7 protein-coding genes are annotated in these 18,507 nt (G+C 40.5%); 6 read left to right on the top strand and 1 reads right to left on the bottom strand.

The features are described from left to right. Window positions 1-30: 30 nt before the first annotated feature. The 6 genes from dld (at window position 31) to recD (ending at window position 18,088) form a co-directional block, all read left to right on the top strand. Complete coding sequence (gene dld, locus AC0L6H_RS17200; RefSeq protein WP_473390420.1) at window positions 31-1,929, top strand: D-lactate dehydrogenase; 1,899 nt, start codon at window positions 31-33, stop codon at window positions 1,927-1,929. A gap of 181 nt (window positions 1,930-2,110) precedes the next feature. After that, window positions 2,111-6,685 carry an EAL domain-containing protein gene (locus AC0L6H_RS17195; protein WP_473390419.1) on the top strand — a complete coding sequence of 1,525 codons (4,575 nt, stop codon included), beginning with the start codon at window positions 2,111-2,113 and terminating at the stop codon, window positions 6,683-6,685. A gap of 118 nt (window positions 6,686-6,803) precedes the next feature. Then, the gene (locus AC0L6H_RS17190) at window positions 6,804-8,474 is read left to right on the top strand and encodes an AMP-binding protein (protein ID WP_473390418.1); all 1,671 of its coding nucleotides are present in this window, start codon (window positions 6,804-6,806) and stop codon (window positions 8,472-8,474) included. 107 nt (window positions 8,475-8,581) lie between these two features. Next, window positions 8,582-12,130 carry an exodeoxyribonuclease V subunit gamma gene (gene recC, locus AC0L6H_RS17185; protein WP_473390416.1) on the top strand — a complete coding sequence of 1,183 codons (3,549 nt, stop codon included), beginning with the start codon at window positions 8,582-8,584 and terminating at the stop codon, window positions 12,128-12,130. Next, complete coding sequence (recB, locus tag AC0L6H_RS17180) at window positions 12,111-15,989, top strand: exodeoxyribonuclease V subunit beta (protein WP_473390415.1); 3,879 nt, start codon at window positions 12,111-12,113, stop codon at window positions 15,987-15,989. The genes recC and recB overlap by 20 nt, the downstream gene beginning before the upstream one ends. Continuing rightward, window positions 15,986-18,088 carry an exodeoxyribonuclease V subunit alpha gene (gene recD, locus AC0L6H_RS17175; RefSeq protein ID WP_473390414.1) on the top strand — a complete coding sequence of 701 codons (2,103 nt, stop codon included), beginning with the start codon at window positions 15,986-15,988 and terminating at the stop codon, window positions 18,086-18,088. The genes recB and recD overlap by 4 nt, the downstream gene beginning before the upstream one ends. Here the strand turns inward: recD and AC0L6H_RS17170 are convergent. Beyond that, window positions 18,085-18,417 carry a hypothetical protein gene (locus AC0L6H_RS17170; protein WP_473390412.1) on the bottom strand — a complete coding sequence of 111 codons (333 nt, stop codon included), beginning with the start codon at window positions 18,415-18,417 and terminating at the stop codon, window positions 18,085-18,087. The two genes, recD and AC0L6H_RS17170, sit on opposite strands and share 4 nt — an antisense overlap. Window positions 18,418-18,507: the final 90 nt, after the last annotated feature.

Raw genomic sequence — 18,507 nt, 5'->3', positions numbered from 1 at the left:
TTCCACATTTTACTTTAGGTAGGAATACAAATGAACGAAATTAAAAGCGATGCGTCCGGTATTGATAGTGAAACAAATGAAGGCTTAATTAATACTCATCATTCACAAAATAGCGATGTAAACATAAAAAATATGTCAAAGAACGCAGATAAGACTGTAGTTCATTGTAGTGAGTTTGATATTGAGTTTGAAACAGGCGTAAGCCAGTCTCAAGCCCCATCATCATTTGATGAAGCGGCCTTATTGAGAAGCTTTGAAACTATACTGGGAAGCGTGAATATAAGTGCTGATCCAAAAAAGAACGCACACTATCGAAAAGGCTGGCGTTCCGGTGGTGGTAGTGCTTTGGCGGTGCTGTTTCCACAATCGCTGATTGATTTATGGGAAGTCATTAAAGTGTCGGTGGAACATAATCTGATCATTGTAATGCAGGCCGCGAATACTGGACTAACCGAAGGGTCAACGCCAAGTGGTAATGATTACGACCGCCCAGTGGTGGTGATCAACACACTCGCTCTGGACGCGCTTTATTTAGTTAATGAAGGTGAACAAGTCATTAGCATGCCAGGCGCTACCTTACATAAATTAGAGCAATCACTTGCTGCAATTAAAAGAGCACCTCACTCTGTGATTGGATCTTCTTGTTTAGGTGCCTCTATTGTAGGTGGAATTGCCAATAATTCAGGGGGAGCTTTAGTAAAACGAGGCCCTGCGTATACTGAGTTATCTGTGTTTGCAAAAGTTGATGAACATGGCCGTTTGTACCTTGTTAATCATCTGGGAATTTATTTAGGGGATACTCCAGATGAAATTGTTAACAACTTAAGCAGCGGAAATTTTAGCAAGGAAAAACTAACACAAGGTTCACGGCAAGCAAGTGATGAATCTTATCAGGCGCGCATCAAAGATGTTGATGCTGATACTCCTAGCCGCTTTAACGCAGATCCGAGGCGTTTATACGAAAGCAGTGGTTGCGCAGGTAAGTTGGCTGTTTTTGCGGTGAGAGTCGATAGTCACCCAGTCGCTCAAACAGAAGCTAGCTTTTACATAGGCACAAACGATACCCGAGAGCTTTATGAAATTCGTCGTAAATTGTTGAGCGAATTAGACGAACTACCTGACGTTGGGGAATACATGCATCGTGATATTTTCGATGTAGCTGAAAAGTACGGTAAAGACACTTTCCTAAGCGTACTGTATTTGGGAACCCAACGACTACCAAAAATGTTTGCGTTAAAGGGCAGGGTAGATAGTATTTTTAATCGTGTTTCTTGGTTGCCAAATTACCTTACCGACAAAATTATGCAGTTTTCAAGTCGTGCTTTTTCGCAGCATTTGCCCGATAGAATGCTAAAATACAGGGCGTTGTACGAACATCACCTAACGCTCAAGCTAAGTGATGCTGCTATTGCTAAGGGACGCCAAATCCTCAGCGACTACTTTAGTAAATCAAATACAGGTAATTTCTTTGAATGTAGTGAAAATGAAGCTAAAAGAGCTTATTTGCATCGATTTGCAGCTGCAGGAGCAGCAGTGCGCTATCAAACTATGCATGCCAACCAACTGGGAGACATTCTTTCTCTTGATATCGCCGTACCTCGCAATGAACAAAACTGGTTTGAACATCTGCCAGCTGAAATTGAACAACAGATCGATAAAAAATTATATTATGGTCACTTTTTCTGTCATGTTTTTCATCAAGATTATGTGCTTAAAAAGGGGGTAGATGCGATAGTTCTGAAAAAACAAATGTTAACCTTGCTAGATGCAAGGGGGGCAAAATATCCCGCTGAGCACAATGTTGGCCACCTCTACGAAGCTGAAGGCCCATTAAAACAATTTTACAAGCAACTTGATCCCACAAACTCTTTTAATCCTGGCGTAGGCAAAATGGAAAAAACTCAGCGGAATTGTCAATGCTGCCATTAATTGTACAATGACTTAAGTCCCGACAAACTATACACTAGGTGTTAACAACTTAAATGCGCTTTGTAAATAAGCCGCAAAGAGCGCTTAACGTAGTTTTGTTTTTCGGGGTAAGTGTTTGAATTTTATAAGTAATATATGCGCAATATATAGTAAGCCGCTAGTTATAGTTGGGCTTAGCATTTTGCTGTCGTGCTTTGCGTTTTTACCTCATGCTTACGCCAAGGATGCAAAGCCAGCTGTTACCGCTCCTCGTTTGTCGTATTTAGATACAAACAACGGTCTGAACCAAGATACCATTAACGATATTGTTGTTGATAAACAAGGCTTTGTATGGATTGGAACCGATGAAGGTCTAAATCGATTTGATGGCGTGAAAGTACTCCCCGTGCTGGGCAAAAACTCAGCCTTAAACGCGAATAGTGTTTTTCATATTTTGGAACATAGTAGTGGTCTACTTTATTTAAGTACAGTAAATTTAGGTATTGTAAGTTTAGACACAAATACGCAGACCGTGACTACGGTATTGGCTAAATCTTATGCTGATAATGAGCAGTGGTTTCAGTACGCTGAGGATATGATTGAGCTGCCAAATGGTAATCTTCTTGTGCCGTTAAGCGAAGGCGTATACGAACACAATGTCAAAACCAAAGAAAACACCTTAGTATATGAGCTTCCAGACGATGATAAGGCCATAGGCAATGGAATTCGTTCAATATACTTGTTCAACGATATCTTGTATGTGGGGTCGGTAAGTGGACTTATTGCGCATCAATTATCTACAAACACAAATATTGACTTGTTTGAGAGTTTGAACGTCGATTCTGATAAGAAAAATGTAAAATATTTGCATTCATTCGATGCTAAAACCCTACTTGTAGGCACTGTTGAGGGCCTTTACTATTATGCACTAGGCGAGATTGACAAAGTGTTTAATGATGCTTGGCCTATACCTCAGCTTCAAATAATCAACGAAAACCGAAATATTTGGGATATCGTTGCTACGCCAGAAGATAAGGCCTACGTTGCAACTGATATTGGTGTCTACACTTTAGATTTGAGTAGTTTTGAATTTGACTATTTATTTCAGCCGCGTAAAAACTTAGAAGTGCTATCTTCTTTGGATGTAAAGAGTATTGCCAGTGACCGTCACCACAATATTTGGATGGGGACCAATAGCAGCGGGGCAATGTATTGGTCACCAACTAGTTTACTTTTTACCAATGTTTACAATTCAGTTTTTACAAAAGCTGAACATTCGTTATCACATAATAAGGTGTATGCGACCTATCAATATGATGCAAATACCGTCTACGTTGCTACTGCAAACGGACTCAATAAATACTTACTAGACAGTGGTGAAATTACGCAATACTTGCGTCAACATTTTGGTTTCGCACAGTACACCGAATCTGATATTTATAGCATCACCGCAGTCGACAGAGACTTTTTGTGGTTAAGGACCGGGGCGGGTATTCGGAAGTTTGATGTAAAGGCCAACAAGTATGCTGATTTAGCTTATTTAAGTGATGAGATTTTACAACTATTTAACCAATTCTCTTATGGAATTCAATTTATAAACCAATCCGAACTTATGCTGATATCAAGTGATGGTTTATATGTGATCGATTTGTCAACGCAAGCGGTTAAGACAATTGATTTAGCTCCTTTTGATGTCTCCTTTTTAACTGCAAACACGTTCTTAGGAATGGATAAAAAAACGAATAGCGTAATATTATCGGTAGCCAAGAGTGTGTGGGCAATTGATGTAGAGACCTTAGCGTTAACAAAAATACATGGGATAGATTCTGTAAATTCACACTTTATCTTCCCTGGAAATTGGTTGCGAGCTAAAAATGGTGAGGTCTGGGTTAGTTATCCTGGGCACGGCATGTATAAATTAGACGGCGATAGTTTTAAGGTTATTGAGAGTTTCAGCCTTAATAGATTTTTACCCACCAACTTAATCTACGGCATCATGTTTGATGAGCAAGACGATTTGTGGTTCTCTTCAAACTCAGGTATCCATGTACTTGATACACAAACAATGACAACCCAGTCATTGGGCTTTATCAATGGTTTGGCTTCTTCAGAATTTAATGAAGGTGCAAACTTTTTATTGTCGGATGGTCGCATGCTGTACGGTGGGAATTTAGGTTTTACGATATTTAATCCACAAGACATAAAACGAGCCAACAGACTGACTCAAGCGGCTACTACTATAACTGAAGTTACTCTCAGTACTCGCGACTTAGCGCTGCCTTTAGCCAGTTTAAACGGGCGGACGATAAATTTAGATGCTGAAGATGTGGGCATCACCTTGTATTTTTCGTCGCTTAATTTTGATGTTTTTGCAAGAACGCGATATCAATATCGCATTAATAGTGGTGGTGAAATAATAAATTACCCTAGTACCGAAAGTAATAAGATATCTTTGCCCTTGTTATCGCCAGGTGAACACAAAATTGAAATTTTTAGAGCAAATACCACATCTCCATTAGCCATAGCCTCTTTGAATATTAATGTAGCCTATCCGCTTTTTGCATCTCCTTTTGCCTATTTTTGCTATGCAATAATACTCTGCCTTTTGTTTAGCTATTTTTACTACGGCCAGCGTCGTACACAAAAGATTATCAAAACGGCAAATAAGCAAGTGTCGGTATATAACAAACGCTTAAAAGACGCTTTAGTCGCTTCCAATGCGAATATTTGGGAGTGGGACGCAAATAGCAATTTAGTGCGCGGCGAACGCATAGTGGAATTGTTGCGCGAAAATGCGCAAACGCGAAACATCACCGATACTATGCCCCTAGATGACTACATTGCCCTTATTCACAAGAGCGACAAAGGGCAGTTTGAAAGCCAATGGTCTGCTTTTATGCAAGGTAAGATAGAAGCCCTCGATATTAGCTACAGGATGCAGGCGCGTAATGGCAAGACTTTCTTCTATCGCGATGTGGGAAGCATCGTGAAGTCTGAAAGCGGCGATGTTAATGTGAAAGGAACGTACACCAACTTGACGAGTTCTTTGGTTTCGCAAGAAAAGCTTAAGTTGTTTGGCAACGCATTTAAGCACACGCGGGATTGGGTCTTAATTTTTAACGAAAACCGAGAGTTGATTGCTACCAATCCAGCCTTGCAAAAAGCGTTTGGCTTTGAAAAAGACCAAAATTCTAATAGTTTTGAATACCAAGAGGCCTATCATAGGACCTTAAAGCAATTAGCTAAAATGCAAGCAGGACAGCATTGGAAGAGTGAATTCAGCATTGATTTACAGGGTAAAAAGCTCACCTTGCTCACCGATTTTAATGCCATAGCAATGAAAGATGATCCCTCGGTTATTGACTACTATTTAATAATAGCCACCGATATTACAGATCAAATTAGTGCGCAAAAAGAATTACAAAAACTCGCTAACTACGATGTGCTTACAGGCCTAATAAACCGGACTTTGCTGCTAGAACGCCTTAAGCAATCCATTCATTTTGCCAGGCGTCACAAAACCCAATTGGCAACCTTATTTATTGATTTAGACGGCTTTAAACCAATCAATGATAGTTTTGGTCATCTTGCAGGTGATGCGGTTTTATCTGAAATTGCCAATCGTTTGCGTGAAAAATTCAGAGAGCAAGACAGTGTTGCTCGTCTCGGAGGAGATGAGTTTGTGGTTGTATTAGAAGAAATTTCAGATGTACAAGATGTCAATGTGATTGTCTCAGAATTGCTGCAAATAATTGAGCTTCCTATTACCATCAGTAAGCAAGCCGTTAGCGTATCTGCAAGCATAGGGATTGCTATGTATCCTAACGATGCAACCGACGCCCAGCATCTGCTGAGAAATGCTGATATTGCAATGTACAGCGCAAAGCAAGAAGGCAAAAATAAATATATTCATTTTACGGAATCGATGAACACTGAGTTGCAATCCAACACAATATTGCAAAATAGGTTAAAAGCGGCTGCATCTCAAAAAGAATTTGAGAATTACTATCAAGCGATCGTCGATATAGAAACAGGCGAAACCGCTGGCTTTGAAATGTTGATGCGCTGGTACGACAACGGTACGTATGTTTCTCCAGAGCAGTTTATCCCCATTGCTGAGCAGGTCGGCTGTATTGTTGACATGACCATGCACGCTATTAATACTGCTATTATCGATTTGGCTACCTGGTACAAAGGTGGTTTTACGGGCTATGTGGCAATCAATTTATCTGCAAAACAATTTGCCAAACGACCTGATTTCGAAACGATATTAGGCTGGTTGCAAAAGTATCAACTACCAAGCAGTTGTCTGCGATTCGAAATTACCGAAGGCTTGTTAGTCAGTAATGACAAAACAACCATTGATTATATGCACGAAATGCGTTCGCTGGGCTTTAAAATTTCGTTAGATGATTTTGGAACAGGTTACTCATCACTTAAGTACATTAAAGACTTCCCGCTAGATGTGCTGAAAATAGATCGTTCTTTTGTGCAAGATGTTGTTAACAATAAAGGTACTGAATCTATCATGGAGTCAACGTTAATGATGACCAATTTATTACAACTAGATACGGTGGCAGAGGGCATAGAGACTATCGAGCAATTGCGTTATTTTCAAAAACAAAAGTGTCAGTATGTTCAAGGCTATTATTTCACCAGACCACTGCCTTATGAGCATATTGCTGAACAAATACACAAAAAGTGGTATGAAAATTTACCGGAATTTCGCTCAGACAACGTTCGTTATTTAGACAATATAAAAGATCAAAATCGCTAAATATTCATTCATCGATTAAAGTTAATGATTTCTTTTGTAAAAAACTGTTGTTAAATCTGCTCAATAACGCATTATAATTCGTATGTAAAAATTATGTAAAATATTATTGGGACTTTGTATGCCATTAGATAACACCGTAGAAATAACGACAGACCTTGTTTCACCATTGGCAATGCTCTATCAACGAGAAGCCGAAAAACCCGATGAAAAGTTCATGATCCAACCTGTAAATGGAGAAGAGCGTATCTTCACATGGGGCGAAACCATGAACTTAGCGCGTAAATTAGCCGCGCGCATCAACAGCTATCGCTATCCAAAGGGTACGCGTATTGCCATTTTGGGTAAAAATACAGCAGAGTGGATTATCACTGATATTGCCATCATGCTTGCAGGCCATGTGTCGGTGCCTATTTTTTCCACAGCAGGCACTGAGACTATTAAGTTTGTGTTAGCGCATGCCGAGTGTCCTATGATGTTTATTGGAAAGCTTGATGACAACAGCGCTGCGAAAGAAGCTACGACAGAGGAACTAGTGACAGTTGGACTTCCCTACGACTCAATCGAAGCAAAGGTAAAATGGTCAGAGTTTATAGATATAGCGCCCTTGGATAAAAGTCCGATACCTGATCTAAACGATATCATGACAATTATTTATACCTCAGGCAGCACGGGACAACCCAAAGGGGTTGTGCATACTTACCAAACTATTTGCTGGGCCGCCCAAAATTCACTGCATGCTTTAAGTGTTTGTGATCAAGACAGAGCGATGAGTTATCTTCCTTTAGCACATATTACAGAGCGAGTGTTGATTGAGTTAGCAAGCTTCTATTCGGGAATGACATTGCACTTTGTAGAGTCGCTTGAGACCTTTACTCGTGATGTGAAGGCGTGCCAACCGACCTTGTTTATTTCTGTTCCGAGGTTATGGACGAAGTTTCAAATGGGTGTTCTCGCCAAAATTCCACAGAAGAAGCTGAACTTCTTGCTGAACATTCCTTTTGTTGGCAAAAAAGTTGCGTATAAAATACGCGATGAAATGGGTTTGGGGTCTGCGCGTTTATGGGCCTCGGGTTCGGCGCCATTAGCACCGGCAACCATAGAGTGGTTTCATAAAATAGGAATAGACATATCTGAAGGTTGGGGAATGACCGAAAACTCTGCCTATGGAACCAGCAGTGTACCTTTCAGAACCGATAAGATTGGCGCCATAGGTTCGGCTTATCCTGGCGTGAGCATCCGTATTGCAGATGATGGTGAAATACAGGTTAAATCTCCTTGTAATATGATTGGATACTATAAGGACCCAGAAAAAACCTCTGGGGTGTTCACAAATGATGAATATTTGCGCACTGGTGATAAGGGCGTTATGGATAACGAAGGGTTTATCTACATCACCGGACGTCTTAAAGACATATTTAAAACAGAAAAAGGCAAATACGTTACCCCCGCACCCATTGAAGCGAAAATAATGGAAAACTCCGTTGTTGAGCAAGTATGCGTGACGGGCACGAGCCTGCCACAACCAATTGCTTTGCTGGTTTTGTCGGAAGAGGCTCGCAAGCATTCGAAAGATTTGGTAACCCAAACACTTCAAGACACCTTAGGGGAAGTCAATGCAACGTTGGAGAGTCATCAACGACTAGACCGGATTGTCGTATTTAAAGAAGAGTGGTCTATAGAAAATGACTTGTTAACCCCAACCCTTAAGGTAAAACGGCACATTATTGAAGAGAAATTCAAATCGGTTATTGTCGACCAACACACCGATAAAGTAGTGTGGATTGATTAGTAAATTTGCTAGTATATGAACCACTAAATGAGGGGGCTATAGGCCCCTTCATTTTTGTTCAAAATGGAATTTTTTCGACGCCACGTGTGTTCATAAGAGAGTAGAAATTGCTTTATTTATATCCCTCAAACCGTTTAGAAGATTTAGCGATACTGCTGGCCGAAGTAGTTAAAGTACGGCCTAAAAACATCCTCAGTCCTACCAAGGTACTGGTGCCAAACCCGGGCATGCAGCACTGGTTAAATATGCAATTGTGTGACCACCTTGGGGTATCAATGAATATTGATTGCCCAATGCCTACACGGTATATATGGGATTTGTGTCGAGACTTGGTTGGCGCAGAGAATATACCCCAAAAAAGCCCGTACAAACGTGATGTGCTTACATGGAAAATATACGAATTAGTGCAAAGCGACGCGTGCAAACAATGTGACTTTTATGCTCAATTGCGTCTTTATTGGCGTCATGCTGACACTTCAATAGATAAACACCGGCGCATGTTTAGCTTTGCACGAGAACTCGCTGACTTATTCGAGCAGTATCTTGTGTTTAGACCCGATTGGCTGCTTGCATGGGAACAACAGCAAAGTCAACATTTTGATTCTCCCCGTTATCAACATTTCCAAAAATGGCAGTTATGGTTTTGGAATCAATTGCTTGAGTGGACGCACGAGCATCCTGTGAGTCTTCAAAATAAGGCTATTGCGGCATTGTCCTCACGTCAGCATATTTTGCCTAACGACATCTATATTTTTTCAATCAACAGTTTATCGCCAATTTATCTGACTTTTTTTGACGCAATTAGCCAATATACAAACGTCCATATGTTCCAGTTAAACCCTTGCGTAAATTATTGGGGAGACTCTCAATCTGATGTGGCGATTGCAAAGTTACAACGAAAACAAGCCATGGCGCAGTCTTTAGATGAAGACCAAGTGCACCCTCTACTTAGAAACTTAGGCGCACAAGGTCGCGATTTAAACAATTTACTCGCTCAAATGACCCATCAAGAAATAGCGGCCTTTGATATTAGTGCCCAAGAACAAGGTGCAAACAACAATGGCAGCCTTCATTTGCTTGGTCAATTACAACAAGATATTTTGAGTGGCGTTAGCAACAACAGAACGATAGAGTTTGATGCGAGTATCGCTATCCATGCATGCCATAGTGAAGTGCGTGAATTACAAGTGCTAAAAGACATATTGTTGGATAAGTTCACTCAAATACCTGACTTACAACCCAAAGATATATTAGTTATGTGTCCGAGTATTGAAAGCTACTCCCCTTATATTCGTTCTATATTTACGCAAAGTTGTGATGCTAAGTTGAATCTACCGGTGAGTATAAGTGATCGGCAACCTATTGAATCACAAGCATACATTGTGGCATTCTTACAATTGCTGTCGCTACCGATGACCCGTTTTGATGCAGGCGATATTGTTGATTTATTGTCTTTGCCAGCACTTGCCAACAAATTCGCGTTATCACCTTCAGATATTGATATGTGTGCTAATTGGTTAAAAGATGCAGGTATTGATTGGGGTAAAAATGCAGCGCATCTATCGCAAGAGATTGGTACGCATATAGATGACGATATGCACACTTGGGATTGGGGGCTTTCTCGGCTATTGGTTGGCATGATTAATACGCTGAATGATGCATTAGTTGACGGTTTTGCCCCCATTTCTTATCTTGAAGGGCAGGTTACCCTGATCTTTGGTCGTTTTTTGCAAGCGTTAGAAGCACTACAGCACGTCAGCCAATTATTAAAGCCGCCACAAACGATTGAAAAATGGACTGAAAACCTGCTATTTGTATGCGAAAGCTATTTACAAAAAGACGAGACCGATAACTTTGCGCATAAGCTTTTGATTGATGCTATCTCTACTATTGAACAAAACGTCATGCTTGCCAAGTATCACGACTGCATCGAACTTCCCATAATAAAAGAAGCTTTAAAAAGTGTTTTGAGTATACCCGAGGTCAGATCACAGTTTTACTCTGGTAACATTACCTTTTGTTCTATGTTGCCGATGCGTAGCATTCCATTTAAGGTCATTGCTATATTAGGCTTAAATCAAAGTGATTTCCCTCGCCAAGATAACCCCGTTGAAATCGACTTAATGCAAGCTACTAGTAGTCGCCGTGGTGATCGGTCTCGAAGAGGAGATGACCGTTATTTGTTTCTTGAGTCATTGGTATCGGCAAGGCATTATTTACATCTCAGTTTTCAGCACAGGCACATAAAAAATAATAATATTAGAGAGCCTTCATTAGTCATAAAGATGTTGCTTGATTATTGCCATCAACACTTTTCTAAAGCCTCTTTGCCTATTATTGAACATGCCCTTCATCCATTTAGTAGTGCCAGCTTTGTGCCCAAACAAGGCTATAAAGGAAGTTATGATTGTGCTTGGTACGGTTGTTTGACTGCTGTGCAAAACGGCGCGCCCCCGCGAAGAATTGAAAAACGCAGTAGCCTCCCACCTGCAGAGCTAAGTCCCTTTATTACAAGCCAAGACATTATCAAGTGCTTGAAAGCAAGTTTACGTTTTTACGCAAAAAACCAGCTCAATTTGTATATTGATTCACCTGAAGTAAGAGATTACGAACCAAACTACAGCATTGACGGATTGAATCAATACAGTTTGCGCGCTGACATACTTTCTATGTTACAGGCGCACAGCGAAGGCAAGGGAGTGTTAGCTGTTGATAGTGCCAATAAAGAGAAAATAGAAAGGGTATTAGCGTCATGGTTGAAAACGCGAGAAACATGGTTGCTATCAGGGAACTTACCATTTTTAATTGGCATAAAAGACGACTTGAATGCGGCGTTTTTTGATACGCTAGCATTGCAGGCTAGTTTACCGAGCAACGAAAACAAACGCCGAGCTAAAGGGAAAATAAACCTTGATGACTGCAACATAGACTATGATTTTTATTATGATTTGAATGAGGGTATTCGCCAGATTAAACTTAACCCAAACCCACCATCATTACGCCACTTGCTTGAACTGTGGTTGCACTATCTGATACTCCTTATTCATGTACAAGAAGATGAAGAATATAGTGAGTTTTTGCAATCCCAGAGTGTGTTAAATGAGAATAGCTTTGTGGCCTATGAAAATGAGGATATGCAAGCGAGCGATCTAAAAAAGAATGCAGAAGATGAAGTAAATACTCTACCTCGTTTTGGCGCAGGTATGCATTTTGTTGAAGGAGGAGCGGGCAAATCGATAGGCGTGTGCAGGTTAACGTTAGCTCCACAAGCGAATCCTCGTAAAGCATTAGCGACCTTGGTCAAGGTTTATCAACGCGCTGTTGAAGCGCCAATGTTGATTGATTTGTCTTTAGCAGAAGAAATACTAGAGTTTGCATCGGCGAAAGAGGCTTTTGAGTCAAAGTCTTTAATGGCTAAATGGGCGGCTTGCCCTCATCCACCCGAGAGCGGACCTAACTTTTTCCCTAACAATGAATTTGCGTTTTTGCTGGGTGAAATGCCCGCATTTACGATTGACAACCTACAAGTATATTTTGATTGTTTTGGTGATATGCGTCAGCACTTCGAAAATACAAAAGATATTGATTTAAGCGCTTGGGACTTAAGCAACAACGAGACCGTAACGATGGAGGGGAATGGATATGAAAGACTATGACATACTCAATCCCCTAAGCATCGATTTAAGCGGGCGCCATATGATTGAGGCGAGCGCAGGGACGGGTAAAACCCACAATATTACTCGGATTTACGTGCGCTTGCTGGTTGAAAAGAAATTGTCTGTGCAACAAATCTTGGTGATGACGTTCACAGAGGCAGCCACCGAAGAAATCAAAGCAAGAATTGCGTCTTTCATCGATACATTAATTAATGATTTTGATAGGGCGCCTTGCGATTGCTCTTTGTCTTTGCAAGCTAAGGTTGGCGCGCAAGAAACCCTTCATTTACTCAAACTCGCCCAATTAGAGCTTGATTTAGCCTCAATTTATACGATTAACGGTTTTTGCCAACGAATAATAGGGCGCTTTGGTCTAAGTATGTCCTTGCCGCAACATGCTGAACTGCTAAGTGATTTTGACGGCATAAAACTCGCTTATCTAAGTGATATCATCAGGAGTTTGCGTACCTCACCAGATCAATATCTGCTATTAGAAAATGAATCGCTACACGATCCTGTCAACTTTATGAAGCATTTTCGAAATGCCATAGACCAAGCAGGTGCATTGAAAGTCCATAGCGTAAGTTCGCTTAAGCAAGAGGCGGTGGCTCAGTTTAATGCGTGTTGGGAAAAGCATAAAGCGGCAAGGGCTAGGCTAGCGCTAGAGCTTGATGCACAACGAGCAATTCTTATCAAAGGCACTAAAACGGGTCATAAAGCCAATGAAGCTTTAATTGATGCGGCGATCGAATGGGTACAACAAGAAGAATTAATCCCCTTGGCAGAGGGCGAAGAGCTTATTGAACGATGGCTTGCTCTTGGTACTTACACACGTGATGACAGTAAAAAAATCGATGACAGACTCTTAAATGATGCTTTTAAAAAATTGATTAGTGATGCAAGAATCAAAAATTATCTAGAAAGCGGTATGAGCGAGGAGCATTCGCTTTTGCTCGATGGAAAAGCGCTACTTTTAGGGATTAAAGATGTAGGGATAATGGCACCAGCCAAAACAAGTCTAAAAGAGAGTATTAAAAGCGTCCCTTTTTATGAGTTGGTATACAGTATAGTAAAGACCTTAAAAGAAAAAGTTGAACAACATAAACAAAGCTACAGCGTTATTGGTTTTGACGACCAAATTCAAGGTGTAGCCAATGCCATGAACGACGATGGCAAGGCACTGATTGAAAGCCTACAGCAAGAATATCCCGCAGCATTAGTTGATGAGTTTCAAGATACCGATAAACATCAATATGAAATACTAGAACACTTGTACCCAAAAGAAGATAAAGCGCGCCTCCTATTAATGATTGGCGACCCTAAACAAGCTATATATTCTTTTCGTGGGGGCGACATTCATACCTATATGAGAGCAAAAGACAAGGTAGAGAGTCCATTTGGTATGGATGTTAATTATCGCTCAAGTAAAGCGGTGATTGCTGCCTACAATCGTATTTTCCACGGTGCACCTTTAGAAGAGCAAGCAAAGCCTCTATTTGATACTAATATCCACTATCCCATTATTGAGTCACCTAAGAAAGTCTTAGAAAGTGCGCTTAATTTAATTGACAACAATCCCTTACAGGGCAATGCGGCATTTTCTTTCATCTGTGCAAACGCGGCAAGGGAAGTTAAACCCAACGCCAAAAGGAAGCAAAAATACGATACCGCCAGCGATATTCAAATTGATGAGATACTCAATTGGATAGCGCATGAAATAAAGCGACTACTTGCTGATGTGTACATTGAACAAAAGGGCGAAACGCGCCTGGTGAAAAGTGAAGATATCGCAATTTTGGTAAGAGGGCACAAGCAAGTAGCGAAAGTTAAAAAGGTACTTGCGACGCATGGTATAGCAAGTGTCTTTTTAGGTGAACGGTCGCCTTTGTTTCAATCGCAACAAGCCTTACACATATTATGGCTTTTACAAGCTGTGCATCAAGCAAGTAGGGATAACGTTCGACGAGCAATTAGTACAGGGCTTGTAGAGATGAGTCCAGATCTAAAACTAGATCCCAAAGAACTATTGTTAAATGATGAGCATCCTGCATGGGAATATACCTATAAAAGCCTAGGCGAATACCTGCTTTTATGGCAACAAAAAGGAGTGCATGCTTTACTCTTAACGCTGATTCAAAAATCAACACTAAATAGCAGTGATTACGAACGACAACTTACAAACTACATGCATATCGCTGAGTTACTCGCTGAAGCATCCATAACTGAAACATCACCACTACAGCTCATTTATCATCTACATAAAGAGATTACGGGGAAAAATCAAACTCAAGCCAATGAACTGCGTTTAGAGAGCGACCAAAAATTAATCAAAATTATTACGCAGCATAAGTCAAAGGGACTTGAATATCCTATTGTATTTTTACCCTTCGCGAATTACGTGAATACGCGAACACCAAAGCATGTGGCCGTTTACTATTCAGACAATAACAATAGTATTGCTGAGTTAGGCATGAGCGCTAAAGCAAAAGAGTCGATCATTGCAGAGTCCCAAGCAGAAGATATGCGTTTACTTTATGTTTCATTGACTCGTCCTATTTTGCGCTGCTATTTAGGTGTCTTTAGTGCGGTTACTTGTAATTCTAGCGCACTTACAAGGGCATTAAATACGCCAGTGGATGCAAATGAAGAGAATGATGACACCGGCAGAACTACACTAAATAACATTGCGCAAAACCTATCTGATATTGCTGAGCACATCTTTTTAACGATGGCTGACGTGCCACTTGCTATTGAAAATGAAATTCCCATTGAGAACTTACCCGACACTGAATTCTTGCAGTTTAACACGACGGTAAACAGGCGTTGGCAAGTAACATCGTTTAGCAAGCTGTCGAACAAATTTGAAAATAGCGTCTATGTCCAACAATTTTCTAACAATATGGGAGAAAACGGCGATGCTAGTATGCACTTTGAGAGAGACGCTGAAGAAGCCACAAATCGGGCAAGAGCAGGTGTTTCGGCAGGTGTAGTACAAATCGATGCTGGGCTTGAGTCAATGGCCCTTGACCTGTCTACTCAAACAAGTGATGAGTATTGCTATACCTTCCCGAAAGGCCCCGACGCAGGAACGCTGCTACATGATATTTTGGAATACATCGATTTTAGTCGAGCTAATATTGCAGAGGCCTTAAGTGAGCTCAATACGCACACCATCAATCAGCATAAGATTGATGAAGCGCAATTGAGTCTATGGTTTGAAAAAATACTTACAAGCCCAATTTTAATGCGCAGTGATAGCACTTTTCTGCGCCTACATGATTTAGCAAAATCAAGCACCTTAAAAGAAGCTGAGTTTTATTTTCCAATCAAAGCGACCAATATTACACAAATGGCAAACATAGTCGGTGACTATCGCAAACAACTAAGGACTAAGTTTAGTGCCTTAAGCTGGCCGCCACTAAAGCTGAATCAGGAGTTAATAGAAGGCGCTATGCATGGGTTTATCGATTTGATTTTTGAGTATGATGGTCAGTATTTCGTTGCTGACTACAAATCTAATTATCTAGGCGACCGTGCTGATGAATATCATCCTGACGTTCTGGCTCAAGATATAGTCCATCACAACTACGATATTCAGTATTTGATTTACAGTGTTGCACTGCATCGATATTTACAAGCAAACCTAGCTGATTACGATTACAAAAAACACTTTGGAGGCGTATGTTATTTATACTTAAGAGGCATGCAAGGAGATGTTCAACGGTCTGAACAAGGACTACCTTACGCGAACGGGGTATTTTTTGAGATGATTGATCAAACTCTCTTACTACGTTTACACCAGTTGTTTGCGGATTCTCTACTTGAAGAACAAAGCGCTGCTGAGGATACGCAACTATGAGTATTTTTTCATTAGTCGAGGGTATCCCATACAAAAGCAGTGCTGAGTGTCAAAAAGCCTTAGCGGGCATCGAAGCAATTGACTACTTTTTTGCACGCCAAATTATTTATAGCCATCAGCACTATGTAGCTCAACACGATGAAAATGAAAAGCTCGCTGCCCTAAGTCAGCAAGCAAGTGAAGAGGTCTTTCACATATTGCTAGCTTTGTCAGAAGCTCAACGCAAGGGGAGTGTTTGCTTGGCACTAGACACCCTTGCTAGTGCAGAATACTGGTCTAGTGAGCAAGATGTAGAAAACAGTCAAGTGGCTATAGATGATACTTCTTCTGTTAGGACGACGTATCTCTTTTCTGAATTAGCGCTTTTACAAAAAAACATCCTACAATTAATTCAAGCATTGCCCACAAATGCCTATATTGTGCTAGAGAAAGGACGATTATATAGCAAGCGCTACTGGCACTACGAAAATAACTTGTGCCGTTATATTGCCGCAAGCCTTGACCGTGAGCATGTATTGAAATGGCAAAATAAGCGAGATAACAAACAGCAAGTACTAAATGATACGATGTCTTTGTTATTTCCCTTGCCGGTGTTTGCTAACGAAAAAGCAGATTTACAGCAAATTGCCGTACTTAATGCACTTAGCTTACCCTTTTCTATTATTACTGGTGGAGCTGGTACGGGCAAAACCTATACCATTAGTCGTTTAGTGATCTTGATAAGCATTGTTAATGAGGTGGATATTAGCGCTATTGAAATGGCTGCGCCAACGGGCAAAGCGGCCAACAGAATGGCTAGGTCCTTGGCAAAAGAACTTGATATCTTAGCAAAAATCCCGCAACTCTATGCGACATGCGAGCAATTGCGAAAACTACAACCTAAAACAATCAATCGGCTACTAAAAACGAATCCAACAACCGGTATCAGTGCCTACTCAGCACAACGACCAATGAAAGCAAAACTGTTAATTATTGATGAAACCTCGATGATTGATATTAGTCTGATGAACAAGCTAATCGAATCAGTATCAGCAGATGCACAAGTTGTGTTGGTAGGCGATCCAAATCAATTGCCCTCTGTAGAAACCGGTTGTTTACTTGCGGACTTAGTTAGGCATCCTTTTGGGCAATTTAGTAATGCTCATTGGCACTCACTTTGCAAAGCTTTTCCAGTATTATCTTCTTGTACAGAGTTTGCTTTAGACACACTTGTGAACGAATCACCTTACGCTAAAGGTGCGGTAAATCGACTATTGGGAAGTCGGCGCAATAGTGTGCAAATAGATGCCTTTGCTAACGCAATCCTTAATGGCAAGGTAGATGAAGCCTTATCGTATGCTTGTCTTCCTGATGACATGACCAAGACGCTTGATAACACTACTGTGAAACATGCTGAAGCATATAGTGATGTTAATATTCTTCCTTTATTCTCCTCACAACCCCACACTCTTGGAGTCTTAACGTCAGTGTTAAAGGATGTGGTTGAACAACATGTAATTCCTAATTTAACAGGCTTATTAACTGCAGTAACACCCGAGGACGCATTTGATGCCTTGAGCAAATATGCCTTACTGACGCCTTTTCGCCAGTCTATTTTTGGCAGTGATGCGCTAAATCATCAAATAGAAGCACAATTACAAAACCACTATGCGTGGGTTAACCCCAATGGACTTTATAAATGTAAACCTATTATGGTTTTGCATAACGATTATCAGTTATCGTTGTTCAATGGAGATGTTGGGATTATTTGGGAAGGTAAAGACAAACAAGTTGTTGCCTACTTTAGCGTAGAAAATAAACTCAAAGCTTTTCCAGTTTATAATCTTCCCGCCTTTAGCACGAACTACGCAATGACTATCCATAAAACACAAGGCTCAGAGTTTGAAAGCGTAGATATCCTTCTTCCTCATTTGGATAGCGATTTTTTGAATAGACAACTTTTATATACGGGCGTGACGCGCGCTGAAACACGAGTTAACATTTTTACAAGCATAGAACGCTTTACGAAAACGGTATTAAATGCTGCAAATAGAGTAAGCGGCATAGAGTCTAAATTAAGTGAAACTTTTGACGAAAATGAGGCTAAAAGCAGCGATTAGGCAACTTCTGAGAAACTCAGTATGTACTTACTTTTTGCCATATTTTCATCAATTTCGTGAATTTTAATCGCTTTTGAGACCACTATTTGATTATGTGCCGTATATAAGTAGTTGTTAGCTTCAAGGTAACGATTATCAGGTGTAATGCACGCGAATTTGCTTATATCTAAGTAGTTAACCCACCCAAGGATAACACCTGGCAAGATTATTTTGCCCGCTAGAGAACGTAGAGTTTCATTAATTGTTATATCGACACCAAAAATAGGTTTGTCGCCTAATTGGATTACGGTTGTGCAATCAAGCATTAACTTAATTACCGGTTTCGTCATTTGAGCTCGTATTGGCGTTGGCGAAAATTGTGCTTCGTGTATCATTTTATTTGGTCCATTTAACTGTGGTCCATTAAAAAATTTAGTGCA

It is taken from the genome of Glaciecola sp. G7-5, assembly GCF_055808975.1.
This window is presented reverse-complemented; position numbering and strand designations above follow the sequence as displayed.

Excerpts from the sequence above, each read along its gene's own strand:
- dld (WP_473390420.1), top strand. The coding sequence starts at position 31 with ATGAACGAAATTAAAAGCGATGCGTCCGGTATTGATAGTGAAACAAAT.
- AC0L6H_RS17190 (WP_473390418.1), top strand. The coding sequence starts at position 6,804 with ATGCCATTAGATAACACCGTAGAAATAACGACAGACCTTGTTTCACCA.
- recB (WP_473390415.1), top strand. The coding sequence starts at position 12,111 with ATGGATATGAAAGACTATGACATACTCAATCCCCTAAGCATCGATTTA.
- recD (WP_473390414.1), top strand. The coding sequence starts at position 15,986 with ATGAGTATTTTTTCATTAGTCGAGGGTATCCCATACAAAAGCAGTGCT.
- AC0L6H_RS17170 (WP_473390412.1), bottom strand. The coding sequence starts at position 18,417 with ATGACGAAACCGGTAATTAAGTTAATGCTTGATTGCACAACCGTAATC.